The organism is Pseudofrankia sp. EUN1h (assembly GCF_001854645.1).
Lineage (GTDB): Bacteria > Actinomycetota > Actinomycetes > Frankiales > Frankiaceae > Pseudofrankia > Pseudofrankia saprophytica.
In genome coordinates this window covers 391513-408101 of the sequence record NZ_MBLN01000025.1, presented here as the reverse complement: position 1 = coordinate 408101, position 16589 = coordinate 391513, and the positions used below count along the sequence as shown (strand labels likewise).

General features: G+C 72.1%; 14 protein-coding genes. 10 read left to right on the top strand and 4 right to left on the bottom strand.

Features of this window, described 5'->3' with window-relative positions:
- Positions 1-23: 23 nt before the first annotated feature.
- Both BCD49_RS08035 and BCD49_RS08030 read left to right on the top strand, forming a co-directional pair.
- On the top strand, positions 24-494 hold the full coding sequence (locus BCD49_RS08035) for an NUDIX hydrolase (protein WP_027140303.1): 471 nt from the start codon (positions 24-26) through the stop codon (positions 492-494).
- Positions 491-3133, top strand: coding sequence for a DUF6049 family protein (locus BCD49_RS08030; protein WP_335341680.1), 2643 nt, complete (start codon positions 491-493; stop codon positions 3131-3133). Before BCD49_RS08035 ends, BCD49_RS08030 begins: the two co-directional genes overlap by 4 nt.
- 304 nt (positions 3134-3437) lie before the next feature.
- Here BCD49_RS08030 and BCD49_RS44905 read toward each other — a convergent pair whose 3' ends face one another.
- A complete protein-coding gene (locus BCD49_RS44905) occupies positions 3438-4112 on the bottom strand; it encodes a hypothetical protein (protein WP_035924384.1) in 675 nt (224 codons plus the stop codon).
- Here BCD49_RS44905 and murJ point away from each other — a divergent pair.
- The 8 genes from murJ (at position 4111) to BCD49_RS07980 (ending at position 13634) form a co-directional block, all read left to right on the top strand.
- Positions 4111-5679 (top strand): murein biosynthesis integral membrane protein MurJ, encoded by a 1569-nt coding sequence (murJ, locus tag BCD49_RS40420; RefSeq protein WP_035924386.1) that lies wholly within the window; start codon positions 4111-4113, stop codon positions 5677-5679. The genes BCD49_RS44905 and murJ overlap by 2 nt on opposite strands.
- A gap of 228 nt (positions 5680-5907) precedes the next feature.
- Entirely contained in the window at positions 5908-7776 is a 1869-nt protein-coding gene (locus tag BCD49_RS08010; RefSeq protein WP_007511656.1) for a protein kinase family protein, read from the top strand.
- Positions 7777-7812: 36 nt separating this feature from the next.
- Positions 7813-8553 carry an RNA polymerase sigma factor SigM gene (sigM, locus tag BCD49_RS08005; protein ID WP_007511658.1) on the top strand — a complete coding sequence of 247 codons (741 nt, stop codon included), beginning with the start codon at positions 7813-7815 and terminating at the stop codon, positions 8551-8553.
- Positions 8543-9652: an anti-sigma factor family protein gene (locus BCD49_RS08000; RefSeq protein WP_007511660.1), complete on the top strand. Its 1110-nt coding sequence runs from the start codon at positions 8543-8545 to the stop codon at positions 9650-9652. Before sigM ends, BCD49_RS08000 begins: the two co-directional genes overlap by 11 nt.
- 154 nt (positions 9653-9806) lie before the next feature.
- Complete coding sequence (trxB, locus tag BCD49_RS07995) at positions 9807-10778, top strand: thioredoxin-disulfide reductase (protein WP_007511663.1); 972 nt, start codon at positions 9807-9809, stop codon at positions 10776-10778.
- A 34-nt stretch (positions 10779-10812) separates the two neighbouring features.
- Positions 10813-11139 carry a thioredoxin gene (gene trxA / locus BCD49_RS07990; RefSeq protein ID WP_007511665.1) on the top strand — a complete coding sequence of 109 codons (327 nt, stop codon included), beginning with the start codon at positions 10813-10815 and terminating at the stop codon, positions 11137-11139.
- Between the two features lie 273 nt (positions 11140-11412).
- Positions 11413-12564: an N-acetylmuramoyl-L-alanine amidase gene (locus tag BCD49_RS07985; RefSeq protein WP_007511667.1), complete on the top strand. Its 1152-nt coding sequence runs from the start codon at positions 11413-11415 to the stop codon at positions 12562-12564.
- Between the two features lie 416 nt (positions 12565-12980).
- On the top strand, positions 12981-13634 hold the full coding sequence (locus BCD49_RS07980; protein WP_007511669.1) for a hypothetical protein: 654 nt from the start codon (positions 12981-12983) through the stop codon (positions 13632-13634).
- 163 nt (positions 13635-13797) lie between these two features.
- Here BCD49_RS07980 and BCD49_RS07975 read toward each other — a convergent pair whose 3' ends face one another.
- The 3 genes from BCD49_RS07975 to rsmG are packed head-to-tail and all read right to left on the bottom strand — an operon-like array spanning position 13798 to position 16524.
- The gene (locus tag BCD49_RS07975; protein WP_007511670.1) at positions 13798-14739 is read right to left on the bottom strand and encodes a ParB/RepB/Spo0J family partition protein; all 942 of its coding nucleotides are present in this window, start codon (positions 14737-14739) and stop codon (positions 13798-13800) included.
- On the bottom strand, positions 14736-15731 hold the full coding sequence (locus BCD49_RS07970) for a ParA family protein (RefSeq protein WP_425343319.1): 996 nt from the start codon (positions 15729-15731) through the stop codon (positions 14736-14738). The genes BCD49_RS07975 and BCD49_RS07970 overlap by 4 nt, the downstream gene beginning before the upstream one ends.
- A complete protein-coding gene (gene rsmG / locus BCD49_RS07965; RefSeq protein WP_007511674.1) occupies positions 15652-16524 on the bottom strand; it encodes a 16S rRNA (guanine(527)-N(7))-methyltransferase RsmG in 873 nt (290 codons plus the stop codon). The genes BCD49_RS07970 and rsmG overlap by 80 nt, the downstream gene beginning before the upstream one ends.
- Positions 16525-16589 lie beyond the last annotated feature (65 nt).

Below are 16589 nucleotides of genomic sequence, written 5' to 3'. Positions count from 1 at the left end.
TCCGATGCTCGTACGATCGTTTTATGCCGGCGCCGTCCTCCTCCCGTGGCCGTCGCCGGCTGCGCCGGACGGAGGAGACGTCGGCCGGTGGTCTCGTGCTGGACGGCCGCTCCAGCCACGCGAACGCGGCTCTGATCGCCCGGCGGGATCGACGCGGCCGGCTGCTTTGGTCCCTGCCGAAGGGCCACGTCGAGGGCGGCGAGACCAACGAGGAGGCCGCGGTCCGTGAAGTCGCCGAGGAGACCGGCGTGACAGGGCAGATCGTGGCGCCGCTGGGCACCATCGACTTCTGGTTCGTCGCGGGCCGCTCGCGCGTGCACAAGACCGTGCACCACTACCTGCTGCTGCGCACCGCCGGCGAGCTGTCCGACGCGGACGTCGAGGTCAGCGCCGTCGCCTGGGTACCGCTCGACCAGGTGGCCGGCCGGCTCGCCTACGCCGACGAACGGCGGCTCCTGCAGGACGTTCCCGCGCTCCTGGCGGCCAGCGCGTGACCCACTCCGGCCCCCGGCAGCGGGTGGGCAGGCGGCCCGCGTACCTGGCGGCGGCGGTGGCGCTGGTGGCGACGCTGACCGGACTGCCGGCGGCGCCGTCAGCTGCTTCATCCACAGCATCCACAGGGTTGTCCACAGCCTCATCCACAGGCAGGACGGCGACGCCTTCCGCCGGCGCCTCGAGCGCTTCTGCCAGCTCGGGGACGGGCGCCGGGACGGGCGCGGCCGCGGCGGTAACGAAGACCAGCGTCGTCCTGGACAGCTACGTCCCGATCGCTTCTCCGGGGGTCCCGCTCTCGCTGAGCGGACACGTGGACCTGGCGCCCTCGGACTCGGGGCAGGATCTCGTGGTCGAGGTGGCGGTGATGAACGGTGGTGTCAGTGGCGTTGGCGGCCGCGCCAAGCTCGAAGAGGTGCGTGACAAGCCGACGAGCGTCACCTACCGCGCCCCGCTGAGCGAGGTGCCCCTCACGCCCGACCACACGTTCACGCTCGATGCCCAACTGGATCAGAAGGTGAGCAAGACCCAGCTGACGATCTATCCGATGCGGGTCTCGGTCATGAGGTCGGGAACCCTGATCGCCGCCGCCTACACGTTCCTCGTCTGGGCACCGCCGCAGCCGTCCGTGAAGCCGACCGCGATCTCGACCGTGCTGCCCATCTCGGCCCCCCCGAGACTGCGTTCGGACGGGATGCTGACCGACAACGGGCTGGCCGAGGACATCAAGCCGGCTGGCCGGCTGGCCAGGCTGCTGGAGGCGCTCGCCCCGACCAGCGGGCAGCGGTCCACGGTCGCGCTCGCCCTCGACCCGACGCTGTTGAAGACCCTGCAGGTGATGGCCGGCAGGGACACGTACGACGACATCGCGGCCGTGTGCACGACGGTCCGCGCGCCCTGCTATCGCTACGCGAGCCCGGGCGGCGTGCGGGAACAGCCTCCGAGCGCGGACGCGGCCACCTTCCTGGACCACCTGGGCGCGTTCGCTAGGACCCCTGGCAACACCGTGTTCGCGCTGCCCTGGGGCGACGTCGACCTCGCCGCGCTCGTCCACGCGGGCAAGCTCTACGACGCCAACTGGGCGGTGAACACGGGTCGCACGGTCGTCGCCGACGTGCTCGGCCCCGACGTCTCAGCCAACGTGAAGGTCGCCTACCCCGTGGACGGACTGGCCGACGACGCGACGCTGGCGTTCCTCGCCGATCAGACCGTCGGGATGTCGACCGTCATCCTGGACGACCGGCTGATCCCGGCGACCAGCAAGAACGTGACCCCCACCGCGCTCACCAGCCAGAAGACCTCGGCGGGCCCGATCCACGCGCTCGCCGCCGACTCGAAGCTGACCGAGCTGGTCACGACGCCAGCAGCCGAGTCGAACGAGCCGAAGGCCCTGGGCGACGTGCTCGCCGAGCTGGCCATGATCACCCTTGAGCGAGCGAGCMAGAGCCGTCTCACCGTGCTGGCGCTCCCCCGCGACTGGAACCCGTCGGCCGAGGTGGCCCGGCAGGTGCTRCAGGCCCTCGGCGCGCAGGCGAACCCCGGCTACCAGCCCTTCTACCAGCCGACGGTGCTGCCCACCGACCCCGTGGGCACGGCGGAGGCAGCGGGCCGGGTTGGAGGTTCGACCGGGGGTACCGCACCGTCCGCCACCACGACGACCGCGGGTACCACCCGCCGCGAGCCGACCTACCCGCAGTGGGCGGCCGACCGGGAGATCCCGACCTCCTATGTCGAGGCGGTCGAGCACCTGCGCGACGAGGYGGCGCTGCTCGACCCGGTCCTGTGCACGCGAGTCGTCTCCGAGGCCAACCCGGTGGTGACGACCAACCCCCCGAACTGCAAGCTGCGCGAGACCGTCGTCAAGCCCATGAAGGACACGCTGCTGACCGCGCTGTCGGTGAGCTGGCGCGCCGACCGCCCCGGTGCCGTGCGACTGAGCCAGGAGGTCGACGGCCGGACCAACCTGATCCGTTCGGGCATCCAGGTCGTCGCCTCGGCCAAGGTCACCCTGACCAGCCGCGAGGGCACGGTGCCACTGACCGTGAACAACCTCAGCGACACCCATGAGGGCAACGCGTACCCGATGACGGTCATGGTGTCCCTGTCGGCCAACGACAAGACCAGGCTGCGCTCGGCGTCCAGGATTCCCGTCACCGTCCAGCCGGGTGGCGTCAAGCAGGTACTGATCTCTGTCAGCTCCGACGCGGCGGGGTCGTTCCCCGTCTTCGTCCAGGTGCTGACGCCGGATGGCCAACAACGGCTGACGACCCAGCCGGCGCGGATCCTGGTGCGCTCCACCGCCTACGGCACGATCGCCACCGCGATCACCTACGCCGCCGTCGGGCTGTTCGCCGCCGCGGTCCTGCTGCGCCTGGTCCGCCGGCGCCGCCGGCGCTCAGGCGTAGGTCGCCACGACGGCGGCGGCTCCAACGGGCCGCCGAGCGGTGGGCCGCCCATCGACGAGCCCCCGGCAGTGGCCGACGTCACCGGAACCGGGCCGCATCCGACGTGGGCCACGGAGGCCACTGACCAGGCGACAACACCCGTGCGCCGGATCCAGGCGAACGCGGCAGGAACACAACGGACCGAGTCCCAACGCGCCTACGCTGGCGGGGTGCCAGCCAACCCGAGCGAGCCGTGAGCCCGGCCGACGGTCCCGACGGCCCCTCGGGGCCGCGGCACCGCCGGGGGACAGGCCCGACCCGCCGGGACGACCTGTACCGCGAGGAGCCCTACCGGGACGACCAGTACCCCGACGCCGAGCACCCGGATGCCGCCGGCTACGGGGACGCCCGCCGTCCCGGCGCGCGGTACCGGGAGGACCAGTACGGGGACGGTCGCTACCGCGACGGGCAGTACCAGGGCCGTTACCGGGACGAGCACCTCCCGGACGACGGCCCGCGCGGGCCCCGTCGCGCCGACGAGCGGTACCGCGAAGATCCATATCAGGACGACCGGTACCCCGGCGATGCCCCGGCGGGCCCGACCCACCGGCTGCCGGCCGCGCCGCGGACGCCCCCGCCGCCTGTACCACCACCGCCGCCCGTGCCACCGCCCCCACCTGTGTCGACGCCCCCGCCGGCCGCGCGGCCGCGACGGCCCTCGGTGCCTCCCCCGTCGCCCGCGCCGTCGATGAGGCCGCCCCAGCGCTCGGTACCCCCGGTACCGCCGGTACCGCCGCCGACGCCCAGGCCGACCGCGACGCCCTCCATGCCGCCCCCGGTCTCACCGCAGGGGCCGACGAGCCGGCTGGGGGGGCCACCGAGCACGCCGCCGCGGGCCGAGGCGCGCCCGACGACGCCGGTCTCCCGCCGCGACGGGCGGCCGCTCGGCGCGCACCGCGCCGGTGGCCGCCGTGGCACCCCGCCGCCGGAGCCGCCGCGCCAGCCGCGCCAGCGCGCGCAGGAGCCGGTCAGGCCGGCCCGGCCGCCCAGGCCGGTGCCGCCGGATCGCCCGGTGGCGCGGACGGACCGCGCCGCCGGCCGGACGCCCGACCAGACGATGGTGGTTCCCAGGTCGGGCACGGGCCCGCGCCCCGCGCGGAAGGCCGCGCAGCCGGGGTCCTCCGCGCCGGCCGGCGGCCGGAAGAAGGGCGGCCTCGGCCGGGCCAGCGGCGTCATGGCGCTCGGCACCATCGCCTCGCGGGCGACCGGCTTCCTGCGCACCATCGCGGTCGCGGTCGCGCTCGGCACCGGGGCGGTCGGTGAGGCCTACAACGTCGCGAACACGATCCCGAACATCGTCTACGACCTGCTGATCGGCGGCATCCTCACCAGCGTCGTCGTGCCGGTCCTGGTCCGGGCCTCCAAGGAGGACCCGGACGGCGGTGACCGGTTCGCCTCGTCGCTGCTGACGCTGATGATCCTGCTGCTCGGCGGGGCGACGATCCTCGGCATGGTCCTGGCGCCCGAGATAGTCGCCCGCTACATCGGCCATCCGGGTCCGGAGCGTGACCTCGGCGCCCAGATGCTGCGCTGGTTCATGCCGCAGATCCTCTGCTACGGCATCGGCGCGACGGTCGGCGCGATCCTCAATGTGCGTGGCTCGTTCGCGGCGCCGATGTTCACGCCGGTCCTGAACAACCTCGCCGTCATCGCCACCTGCGTCGCCTTCACCTACGTGATCTCCGGGCCGCGGCCGCCGCAGGTCACCGGCCCGAAGACGATCACCGGCACGCAGACCGCGGTGCTCGCGGGCGGCACGACGCTCGGCGTCGTGCTGATGACGATCGCGTTGCTCCCGTCACTGCGCAAGGTCGGTTTCCGCTACCGCCCGCGGCTGGATCTCTCCCACCCCGGACTACGCAGCGCGCTTCGGCTCGCCGGTTGGACGGTCCTCTGGGTGCTCGTCAGCCAGGCCGGCTACGTGGTCATCACCCGGCTGTCGACCGCCGTCACCGCCAACGTCATCTACGCCTACGGCTACCAGCTCTTCCAGCTCCCGTACGCGATCATCGGCGTTTCCGTGATCACCGCGCTGCTGCCGCGGATGAGCGCGCACGCCGCCGACGGGAAGCGCGCCCTGGTGCTCGACGACCTGTCGACGGCGACCCGGCTGAGCCTCACCGCGATCGTTCCGGCGGCGCTGTTCCTGCTGGCGCTGGGCCGCCCCATCGCGGTGGCCGTGTTCAACCACGGCGCCGTCGAGCACGACTCGGCGGTCGCCATCGGCGACACGCTCTCGGCCTTCGCCGTAGCCCTGGTGCCGTTCTCCGTGTTCCAGCTGCACCTGCGGGTCTTCTACGCCCATCAGGACAGCCGGACGCCATCGCTGGTGAACATCGGTGTGGTGGCGATCAACGTGCTGGCCGCGGTGGTGCTGAGCCATCTCCTGCCACCGGAGCACCGGGCGATCGCGCTGGCGCTCGCCTTCAACGTCGGCTACCTGGCCGGGCTGTGCGTGACGGTCGCGCTGCTGCGCCGCCGGCTCGGCGGGATGGACGGCGACCGGGTGATCGCGACGCTCGCCCGGATCGGCGTCGCCGCCGGCATCGGCGCGGCGGCGGCCAGCGCCGTCGCCCACGGGCTGCGCGACGTCCTCGGCGACGGGCTCCTCGGCTCCTTCACCGCGGTGTTCGTCGGCGCGCTGGTCGGCCTGCCCCTGTTCGTCGGGACGGTCACGCGGATGGGCCTCCCCGAGGTCAGGGCGCTGACGCGGATGGTCTCCCGACGTTTCAGCCGGGGCTGAGAGAACCATCGGGGCGATCCCCGTAAACTAATCTGGGAACATCGCCAAACGGCCAGCAAGAGCCAACGTGGGTGCGCCAGACTCAGGTCAAGTGGCGCCCAAGCGGGTGACGCGGGCAGACGAGGCCATCGGGTGCGCCACCAGGCGGCGCGGCGTTGGCATCGTCGGCCGCTGGTGGGGCGAGCGCAGTGGCGACGGCGCCACGTAGCTGGGGACGACGGAGGCGTTGTGGTCGAGGCAGGCAACCGGCCGCAGTCCGCGGACGTCGACAACGACGTGACAGTTAACGCCTCGTCCGGGGCAGACGCGGCGGGCGGTGGCACCCTGCTCGCGGAGTCCGTCCTCGACCGCCGCTACCGCCTCATCGGTGTGCTCAGCTCCCGCGGCCCGGTCACGCTCTGGCGTGGTGACGACACGGTACTCACCCGGCCGGTCGCGGTCCGCGTCGTCGAGCATGTGGACGACGATCCCGCCCGCCATGAGGCCGCCCAGTCGCTGCTCTCGGCGGCGGTGAACTCCGGTCGGTTGGTCCACCCGGGCGCCGCGTCGACCTACGACGCGACCGTGACGACCACCGAGAACGGCCAGGTCTCCTACGTCATCACCGAGTGGGTCGATGGCCGCACCCTGCGGCAGCTCGCCGAGGAAGGCCCCCTGCGGCCGGAGCAGGCCGCGGCCGTCGTCCTCGGCGCGGCCCGCGTGATCGCCGCCGCGCACGAGCGCGGGCTGCGCCACGGTGGCCTGCGCCCCGGTGACGTGATCATCTCCGGCCACGGCACGGTCAAGGTCATCGACCTCGAGGTCGGCGCCGTGCTGGCGACCATCGACGGAACGGCGCCGGCCGGCGGCGAGGACCGCGCCGGCACCGAGGCCGCCGACGTGCGCGCGCTCGGAGGTCTGCTCTACGCCGCCCTGACGGGCTACTGGCCGTTGCCCGGTGACACGGGCCTGCCAACGGCCTCCTACGGCACGTACGGCCGCCTTCAGAGCCCGCGCCAGCTCAACCACACGGTCCCGCGCGACCTGGACGCGATCACCATGGCCGCGCTCAGCGGCGACGAGTCGGCCGGCGAGCCGATCACGACGGCCACCGACCTGATCGCCGAGCTGGAGGCGGTCACCCCGGTCGAGGCGCTGCACGACACCGGCCTGATGACGTTCGGCGACGAGCCACCGGGCACCGAGGCGATGACGCCGGGCTACGGCGGCTCGGACGGCTACGGCCCCGATACCGCGAGCCTGCCGTCGACGGCGGGCTTCGCGACCCCCAGCCGGGACGACTACGGCCGCGGCGGCTACGACGACGGTGGCTACCGAGGCGGGCGTTACCAGGACGACTACGACGACGGCTACGACCGCCCTCGGCGCGGTGGCGGCTACGACGACAACGGCTACCCGCCACAGCAGCGCGGCTACCCGCCGGCCGGAACCGGCGGCCAGCGGCCGCGTTCGGGCCATGCCCCGGACAACCGGCAGCAGCCCCGGCGACGCGCGCTTCCGATCATCATCGCGATCGTGGTGGTCGCCATTCTCGCCGCCGGGATCGTGCTCGCCCTCCAGCTCGGCGGTGGAGGGGACGGCGGTAACGCGGACAACCCGACCTCGTCTCCCACAGGCACCACCGCCCAGCCCTTCACACCGAGCGGTGTTGTCTCCTTCGACCCGCAGGGATCCGCGCCGTACGACGAGAAGCCCGAGCAGGTCAAGTTGCTGACCGATGGGAACCTGGCTACCGAGTGGACGACAGAGGGTTATAACCATCGGGACAACGGCGCCCAGTTCGGCGGCCTCAAGAGCGGCGTCGGCTTCAAGGTCTCGTTCGCGCAGCCAGTGCACCCCAGCCAGGTAGTGGTCACGGTCGGGACGCTCGCCCCGGTCACCTTCGAGCTGCACGCCGCGAACGCCGATGGCACCGACATCGGCGCGTTCCCGATCGTCGGAACCGCGCAGACTGGCACCGCCGGCCAGTCCGTAACGATCCAGATCCCGGCCGACGCCGCGCCCGCGCAGTACTGGGTGGTGTGGCTGACTCACGTGCCCACTGGCTCGGACGGCAAGGACAAGGGCTCGATCGCCGAGATCAAGTTCCTGTCCTGACCTGGGCGTCGGCGAGCACCGTCCCGGCCGCATGCGATGCCTGACCAGACCGGCGAACCCGTACCAGGCAGCTCCCTCGGCGTGCCCGCCAGACCCGGCCAGGCTCAGAGCACGGCCGAGTCGGAGTCGCCCCCGGCCGATCCTGCCGACGCTGGCTCGGCGTGGTCGGACGACCCGGACGCGGCGCTGCTGCGCAGGCATGTCGACGGCGACCCGGCGGCGTTCGCCGAGCTGTTCCGGGCCAACGCCGACCGGCTCTGGTCGGTCGCCTACAGGCTGCTGCACGACGCCGAGGACGCGGCCGACGCGGTCCAGGAGGCGATGCTCTCCGCCCACCGGCGCGCTGCCGGGTTCCGCGGCGAGTCGACGGTGCGCACCTGGCTACATCGGATCACGGTGAACGCCGCGCTGGACCGCCTGCGCCGCAAGGCCGCCCGCCCGCTGACCGTGCCGATGCCGACCAGCCCGGACGGGGTCGAGCACGAGCCAGCCGACCCACGCGACGCGCACGCCGAGGGTGAGCTTCGCCTCGACATCGAGGGGGCGCTGGCGCGGCTTCCACCGGCGCTGCGGGCCGCCGTCGTGCTCGTCGACGTCGAAGGAATGCCCGTAGCCGAGGCCGCGGCGGCGCTTGGCGTGCCGGTCGGGACGGTCAAGAGCCGGGCCGCGCGCGGCCGGGCTCGGCTCGCGGAACAGCTCGGGCATCTCCGTCCGGGGAACCAGCAGGCCGTCCGCTCCGTCTTGGAGAAGGGGGAGGTGATGGACGGTGGGGTCTGACGCGCGCGGTGAGCCGGTGTCGCGCCATCCGGACGGCGAGCTGTTGGACGCCTACGCGGACGGCGAGCGCACGCCGGCTTCCGTCGACCGTCATGTTCGGGCCTGCGCCGACTGCCAGCGGGCCGTGGTCGCGCTGCGCAACGTCCGCGTCGAGCTCTCCCGGCTCGCGCCCGTGGCCATGCCGCCGGATGTCGCCCGCCGCATTCAGGCCGCCCTCTCGACGGCTCCGGCGCCGGCGTCTGGCTCCGGCTCGGATCGCGCCGGATCGGACGGCCACCGTGACCGCCGAGCCGAGCGGCGCGCGCCCGGCCGGACGCGCCGGCCACCGACCTACGGCGCCACCGCCAGACACCTCGCGCCCACCCGTGCCCGGTCGTCCGTCCTCCCCCGCTCCACCCGGCCCGAGCGCCTCGCGCTGCTCGCCGTCTGCCTGCTGGTCGTGGCCGCCGGAGCTGGGCTGTTCGCCGTCTGGGGGCACAACAGCGCCTCCTCCGATCACTTCGCCAGCTCGAGCGCGGCCATGTCCGCGGCTGACAGCGCGGCGGGGGCGGCGGGCGGCGAGGCGGCCCTTGCGCCGTCGGTGCGGTCATCGGTCGCCAGCAAGGTGATAAGCGTGGCCGACAGCGGCGTCCCGCTGGACCCGGACGCCGTCGCCCAGCACGCCAAGGACCTGCTGGCCGGCCGCGTACCGTTCGCCGGCTACAGCAGCCTGGACACCCCCGTGGCGGCCCTGGGACAGGCCACTGGCGGCCCGGCGGCGTGGGAGGCGGTTCTTACCCCCGGGCTGCTCGGCTGCTACGAGAAGCTCGTGACGAGCTTCGGCGCCGTACTGGCGATCGACCGGGTCAGCTACCGTGGCCGCGATGCCGTGCTGGTCGTACTGGAGATTCAAGACACATCAGACATAACGGATGAATCTGGTACCTCCGCGACGTCGAGTGATGATGAGCCTGCCGGCCAGGGCGGAGCTGCCGCCGCGGCCCCGGGCACCGTCCCACCCGGCCAGGACCGAATCCAGCTGACCGTCGTCGATCTCGGCTGCGACGCCGGCCACCTGGCCGACGACACCTGGTACGCGGGAACGACCACCAAGGCTTGATAGAGAGGTCCAGGCCGGCAGGCGGCATCCGAAGGCGGCATCCGACGAGGGTGCGTGGACGGCCGGCCTGCCACCCGGTGCAGGCAGGAATCTCTGATAACCCGGCGCGGTTAGCGTGTCAGCGGCTTAGGTCGCGATGTGAAGGGAGCAGGGCGTGACAGCGCAGGACAGCGGGGTCCGGGATGTCATCATCATCGGGTCCGGCCCGGCGGGCTACACGGCGGCCATCTACACGGCGCGCGCCAACCTGCGGCCGCTCGTGTTCGAGGGCGCGGTCTCGGCGGGTGGCGCGCTGATGACCACCACCGAAGTGGAGAACTTCCCCGGTTTCGCGGAAGGCATCCAGGGCCCGGAGCTCATGGACAGCCTGCGCAAGCAGGCGGAGCGCTTCGGTGCCGAGCTGATCCCCGACGATGTGACCGAGGTCGACCTGACCGTCACTCCGAAGGTCGTGAAGGTCGGCGAGGAAGTCCACTACGCCAAGACCGTCATCATCGCCACCGGCTCGGCCTACCGGAAGCTGGACGTCCCCGACGAGGACAGGCTGCTGGGCCGCGGTGTCTCGGCCTGTGCCACCTGCGACGGCTTCTTCTTCCGCGACCAGGACATCGCGGTCGTCGGCGGCGGTGACTCGGCGATGGAGGAGGCCACCTTCCTGACCCGGTTCGCGAAGTCCGTGACGGTCGTCCACCGCCGGGACAAGCTGCGCGCCAGCGCCATCATGGCGGACCGCGCGGCCGCGAACCCGAAGATCAAGTTTCGTTGGAACGCGGTCGTGACCGGACTGGAGGGCGACCACAAGCTCTCCGGCGTCCGGCTGCGTGACACGGTGACCGACGCGGACGACAAGCTGGACGTGACGGGCATGTTCGTCGCGATCGGCCACGTGCCGCGCTCGGAGCTGTTCCGCGGCCAGGTGACGCTGGACGATGAGGGCTACGTCCTCGTCGATGCCCCATCGACCAGGACGAACCTGGACGGCGTCTTCGCCGCCGGCGACGTGGTCGACCACATCTACCGGCAGGCGATCACCGCCGCCGGCACCGGCTGCGCCGCCGCCCTCGACGCCGAGCGCTGGATCGCCGACCACGAGACCGGCGACAGCTCGACCGCGCCAGCGGCCTGACACGACACCGTCCCCACGACCCAAGGAGAAAGCGATGGCAGGAGCCACCACCCCGGTGACGGACAAGACGTTCGACTCCGAGGTGCTCAAAAGTGACAAGCCCGTACTGGTCGACTTCTGGGCCGAGTGGTGCGGGCCGTGCAAGATGGTCGCCCCCGTCCTGGAGGAGATCGCGGCGGCTCACGGCGACTCGCTGCGGGTCGTCAAGCTCAACATCGACGAGAACCCGCAGACGGCGCGCGCCTACCAGATCATGTCGATCCCGACGATGGCCGTGTTCGTCGATGGCGCGATCGCGAAGAGCATCGTCGGCGCGAAGCCGAAGCGTGCCCTCCTGAACGACCTCGCCGAGTTCATCTGATCCCGCCCCACGGCCCGGCCTCCGGGCCGGTCCCGGCCAGCGAGCCCCCACGGCCCGTCGGCTTCGCCCTACGTGGCGAGGCCGACGGGCCGAACTCGTTTCCGATCGCTTTCTCGGCCGCTCGAACCGACGCCCGGCCGAGCGGACGACCGGCCCGTGCCCGCAGCGGTCCACCCCCCTGGGGCCGGGCGKAATCAGGAGGAGCCAGAACTAGCGGGACGGTCACGCCCGCGGCCCCCGCTCGGCCGGCCGGATCGCCTACGCTGATGTCCCGTGAAGCTGCTCCGGCTCGGTGACCGCGGTCCGGGCGTGGCCGATGCGCGCGCGGCCCTGACCCATCTGTCCTTCCTCCCAGCGGCTCCGCGGCAGCCCGGTGGTGAGGGCTCGGAGACGCCCGGGGCCGACCAGTTCGACGACAGCCTGGACCGTGCCGTGCGCGCCTTCCAGCAGAGTCGCGGGCTGTCGGTCGACGGGATCATCGGGCCGGACACCACCCGTGCGCTCGACGAGGCACGCCACCGGCTGGGCGACCGGCTGCTCTACTACGCGACCAGCCGCCCGTTCGTCGGCGACGACGTCGCGGCGCTCCAGACGCGGCTGTCGAGCATGGGCTTCGACGTCGGCCGCAGCGACGGCATCTTCGGGCCGCGCACGGAGGCGGCCGTCCGCGACTTCCAGCGCAACCGGGGCCTCGAACCGGATGGCCGCTGCGGTCCGCAGACCCTGCGCGAGCTCAAGCGGTTGGAGCGCACCGTCACCGGCGGCCGCCCGGACGTCCTGCGCGAGTCGACACGGCTGCTCGTGCGCGGGTCCTCGCTGCTTGGCACGGTCGTCGCYATCGACGCCGGCCATGGCGGCGAGGACGCCGGCGCCGTCGCCCATGGACTGAACGAGCGTGACATCGTGGCGGACCTGGCCAACCGGCTGGAGGTCCGGCTGCGGTCGTCCGGCCTGGAGACCTTTCGCGTGCACGCGGCCGACGAGGCACCGGACGACGCCGAGCGGGCCAGGCGAGCCAACGAGCGTGGCGCCGACCTGCTCATCTCGCTACACGCCGACGCCAGCGACTCGTCCAAGGCCGAAGGCGTCTCCTGCTATTACTTCGGCAACGCCCATGGCTCGTCGGCGGTGGGCGAGCGGCTCGCGACGCTCATCCAGAAGGAACTCGTGTCCCGCACGGACATGCTCGACTGCTGGACGCATCCCAAGACCTGGGAGCTGCTGCGCCGGACTGCCATGCCGGCCGTGCGGATCGAGGTCGGCTACCTCACCAGTCCTCGCGACGCGACGGCGCTCGGCTCGCCGGTGTACCGGGCGGCCATCGCCGAAGCCGTCCTCACCGCCATCCAGCGGCTGTACCTGCCGCCCGAGCAGGATCCGCCGACCGGTCAGCTCCGGGTCCCCCGGGTCGTAACTCGTTCCTGAGGCTTGTTCGGGCCGGCAATTCATGCGGCACGTGTGTCGGTGTCTCACCAACTCCGGCGTCACCGTGACCGGGTGTCTCGGACGGCGCAATTCCGGGACGCCACGGGCGAGGAGGTGTGGGCGGCGGGGGCGGTGCGGCGGGCCGTCTGGCTGCGCGATCCGGCGATTTCCGTCGACGCGCGTTTCACGTGAAACAACGCTCAACTCCTACCCACCCACTCGCCCCTTCGCCTCACCCCAAGCCCGGGCGAGCCGGTGCGGCCCGGGCTGGCCGTGCATCACGCCCGATTGGTCGCGCAATGCCTGAAGGCAGGGGCGCCCCGCGCCCACATCCACCCCGTCCACCAGGAAGATTCCTGGTACGGCGCCTAGGCTAGGGCCAGCTACTGGATCCCTCGACGTGCGGAGCGCCAGCAATGAGTCGTCGCGTCGCGAATATTACGCTCGACAACATCGATGACCTGCCCCAGCGGTGTCGCCGGTGCGTGTTCTGGGAACTCGACCCGGTTGCGCGCAGCCGGGCCGAGGAGGCCGGCGGCACTGACCTGGAGAAGGAAGCCTGGGTCTCTTCGGCGCTGCTGGAGTGGGGAAGCTGCGGGAAAGTCATCTACGTCGACAACGTGCCCGCAGGCTTCGCGATGTACGCGCCGCCTGCCTACGTGCCTCGTTCGATTGCCTTCCCGACCAGCCCGGTGAGTTCTGACGCCGTTCTGCTGATGACGGCGAAAATCGTCGACGAGTTCGCCGGGCAGGGGCTTGGGCGCGTTCTCATCCAGGCGATGGCGAAGGACGTCATCCGGCGCGGCTACCGTGCCATCGAGGCGTTCGGTGACCTTCGCCAGGACGAGGGCACCCGCTGCGTCGTGCCGGCCGACTATCTACTCGCTGTGGGCTTCAAGACCGTCCGTCCGCACCGCCGCTGGCCGCGGCTGCGACTCGAGGTGAAGAACGCCGTCACCTGGCGCGAGGACGTCGAGGTCGCCCTGGAACGCCTACTGGGCTCGATGAACCCAGAAGGCATCCTCCGCCCCATCGGCGGCACGCCCTCCCCGACCCCCGCGCCCGCATAGACCAAACGCCGGCTTGTGGGTCCCGCGCCAAGCCGAAGGTGGTCTCGCAAGGTTCAAGCGGGACGTAACCGAGCTGGCTCGTAGGGGAGCCTCCGCGGAGGCTCCCCTACGAGCGAAGCGAGCACGGGACCGGAGCGCCGTGCCCGCACGGAGCGAACCAATGTCACAGCTCGGTCGGGACCATGGCGGCGACGATGCGTTCCAGGTCCTCGAGGCTCGCGAACTCGACGGTGATCTTGCCGCGGTTGCGGCCCATGTCGACCTTCACCTTGGTGTCCAGCCGGTCGGCCAGGCGCTCCGCCACCTGGGAGAGTGCCGGCGGCGCCTGGCGCGGCGTCCGGGGCGCCCGCTTGCGCGGGCCCTCGTCGCCCATCGCCACGATCTCCTCGACCGCCCGCACGGAAAGCCCCTCCGCGACGATGCGGGTGGCTAGCCGGTCCTGCGCCTCCGAGTCGCCAAGCCCGAGCAACGCCCGGGCATGGCCCGCGGACAGCACCCCGGCCGCGACCCGGCGCTGGACGGCCGGCGGCAGGCCGAGCAGCCGGATCGTGTTCGTGACGTGCGACCGKGACCGGCCGAGCTTCGTGGCCAGCTGGTCGTGGGTGGCGCCGAACTCGCGCAGCAGCTGCTCGTAGGCGGCCGCCTCCTCCAGCGGGTTGAGCTGCTGGCGGTGCAGGTTCTCCAGGAGCGCGTCGCGCAGCATCGCCTCGTCGGCGGTGTCCCGGATGATGGCCGGTATCTCGGTGAGACCCGCGAGCTTGGACGCGCGCCAGCGACGTTCGCCCATGACCAGCTCGTACTGATCCGGCAGCACCTCGCGGACGACGATCGGCTGCAGCAGCCCGACCTCGCGCAGGCTCGCCGAGAGCTCCTCGAGCGCGTCCTCGTCGAAGTTCGTGCGGGGCTGGCGCGGGTTCGGCGTCACCGAGTCCACCGGGATCTCCCGGAACACGGCTCCGTGGACCGGTACCGGATCGGCACCGATCCGGGAGCCGTTGGTACCCGCGTTACCCGCGTAGCCGTCGTAGCCGCCCGGCGGCGCGGTCGGGATGAGCGCGCCGAGCCCCTTGCCGAGTCCGCCGACCCGCCGAGCCGGGGGACTCATCGGGTCGCCGTTCCGCGCGGCGCCTCGACGCCGCGCTCGGCCAGCTCGCGGGCAGCCGCGAGGTAGGAGAGCGACCCGCGGGAGACCGGGTCGTAGGTCAGCGCCGACTGGCCATAGCTGGGGGCCTCGGCGAGCCGGACGTTGCGCGGGATCGTCGTGCCCAGCACCCGATCGCCGAAGTGCTCCTTGACCTCCTGCACGACCTGGTCCGCCAGGCGGGTACGGGAGTCGTACATGGTGAGCAGGATCGTCGTGAGCCGGAGCTCCTGGTTCAGGTGCGCCTGCACCAGGTCGACGTTGCGCAGCAGCTGGCCTAGTCCCTCGAGCGCGTAGTACTCGCACTGGATCGGGATGAGCAGCTCCCTGGCCGCGACGAGCGCGTTCACGGTGAGCAGCCCCAGCGACGGCGGGCAGTCGATGAAGACGTAGTCGACCTCGTGGGTCAGCGACGCGATCGCGCGGCGCAGCCGGCCCTCCCTGGCCACCATGGAGACCAGCTCGATCTCCGCGCCGGCGAGGTCGATCGTCGCGGGGGCGACGAAGAGGCCGTCCGCCTCGCCGGACTTGGCGATCACCTCATCGAGCGGCCGGTCGCCTAGCAGCACCTCATAGATGGACGGCACCCCGGAGCGATGGTCCACGCCGAGCGCGGTCGAGGCGTTGCCCTGCGGGTCGAGGTCGATGACCAGCACGCTGACGCCGTGCATGGCCAGGGCGGCCGCCAGGTTGACGGTCGTCGTGGTCTTGCCGACGCCGCCCTTCTGGTTGGCCACCGCGAAGATTCGCTGTCGGGTCGGTCGTGGGAAGGGTCGTCGCCGTTCCATAGTCAGTGCTTCCACCGCCGCTGCCGCCGCCGCTCCGATCGGGGTCGATGGGTCCAGAGGGTCCAGCCCCAGCCCCGTCGACGCTGTTTCACGTGGAACACGCCGGTCCGCGCTCCCGCCGTTGCTCTCGTGTCGTCTGTCCCCGTTGTTGTTCACGCTGCCTGCCATCGTGCCGATCTCCGACGCTGCGTCGCCCCGCCCCATCAGCCATTCGTTCCGCCGAGACCAGGCGGGTGGGTTCGGCCAGCCGATCTTCTCCACACTTGAGGACCCGCAAATCCCGCCATCCTTGCGAACGGAGGCCGTCTCGCGCCTCGGCGAGTTCCTCATCGACTCGCGAACCGCGCATGGCAAGCATGACACCCCCGGGCCGGACGACTGGAAGCAGCATGCCGCCCAACCGCTCCAACGGGGCCACCGCTCGGGCTACGGCCACATCCCACCGTAGCCCGTCTTTCCCGACACCGACATCCGGCGCACGCCCCCGCAGCACGGACATCCGGCTCCCACCATCCAGGGCGGCGACCACCTCTCGAAGAAAGACGGTCCGGCGCTCCATCGGATCGAGGAACACCACCCGCAGATCCGGCCGGGCCAGCGCCAGCGGCACCCCGGGTAGACCGGCGCCGCTACCGACGTCGACGACGGTCACCCCGGACGGAACGACCTCGGCGAGCACCGCGCAGTTGAGCAGGTGCCGGTCCCACAGCCGGTCGGCCTCCCGCGGACCGATCAGCCCGCGCTCGACGCCCGCCGTGGCAAGCAGCTCGGCATACCGGATCGCGCTGTCGAGCGCCTCGCCGAACACCTCGGCCGCCATCGGCGGCGGAGTCAGGACCTCACTCACCGGGCCGCCGCGCAGGCCAACGGGGACGCGGACGGGCACCGGGACAACGGGGAACAGGACAAGGAACAGGACAGGGAACAGGCCGCCGAGCAGCCGCACAAACGCCGCACCCACCCAGCATCCACGACGCGCCCGGCAACATGCGCGAAGCCATGCCGACGTACCCGCTCACAGGAGCC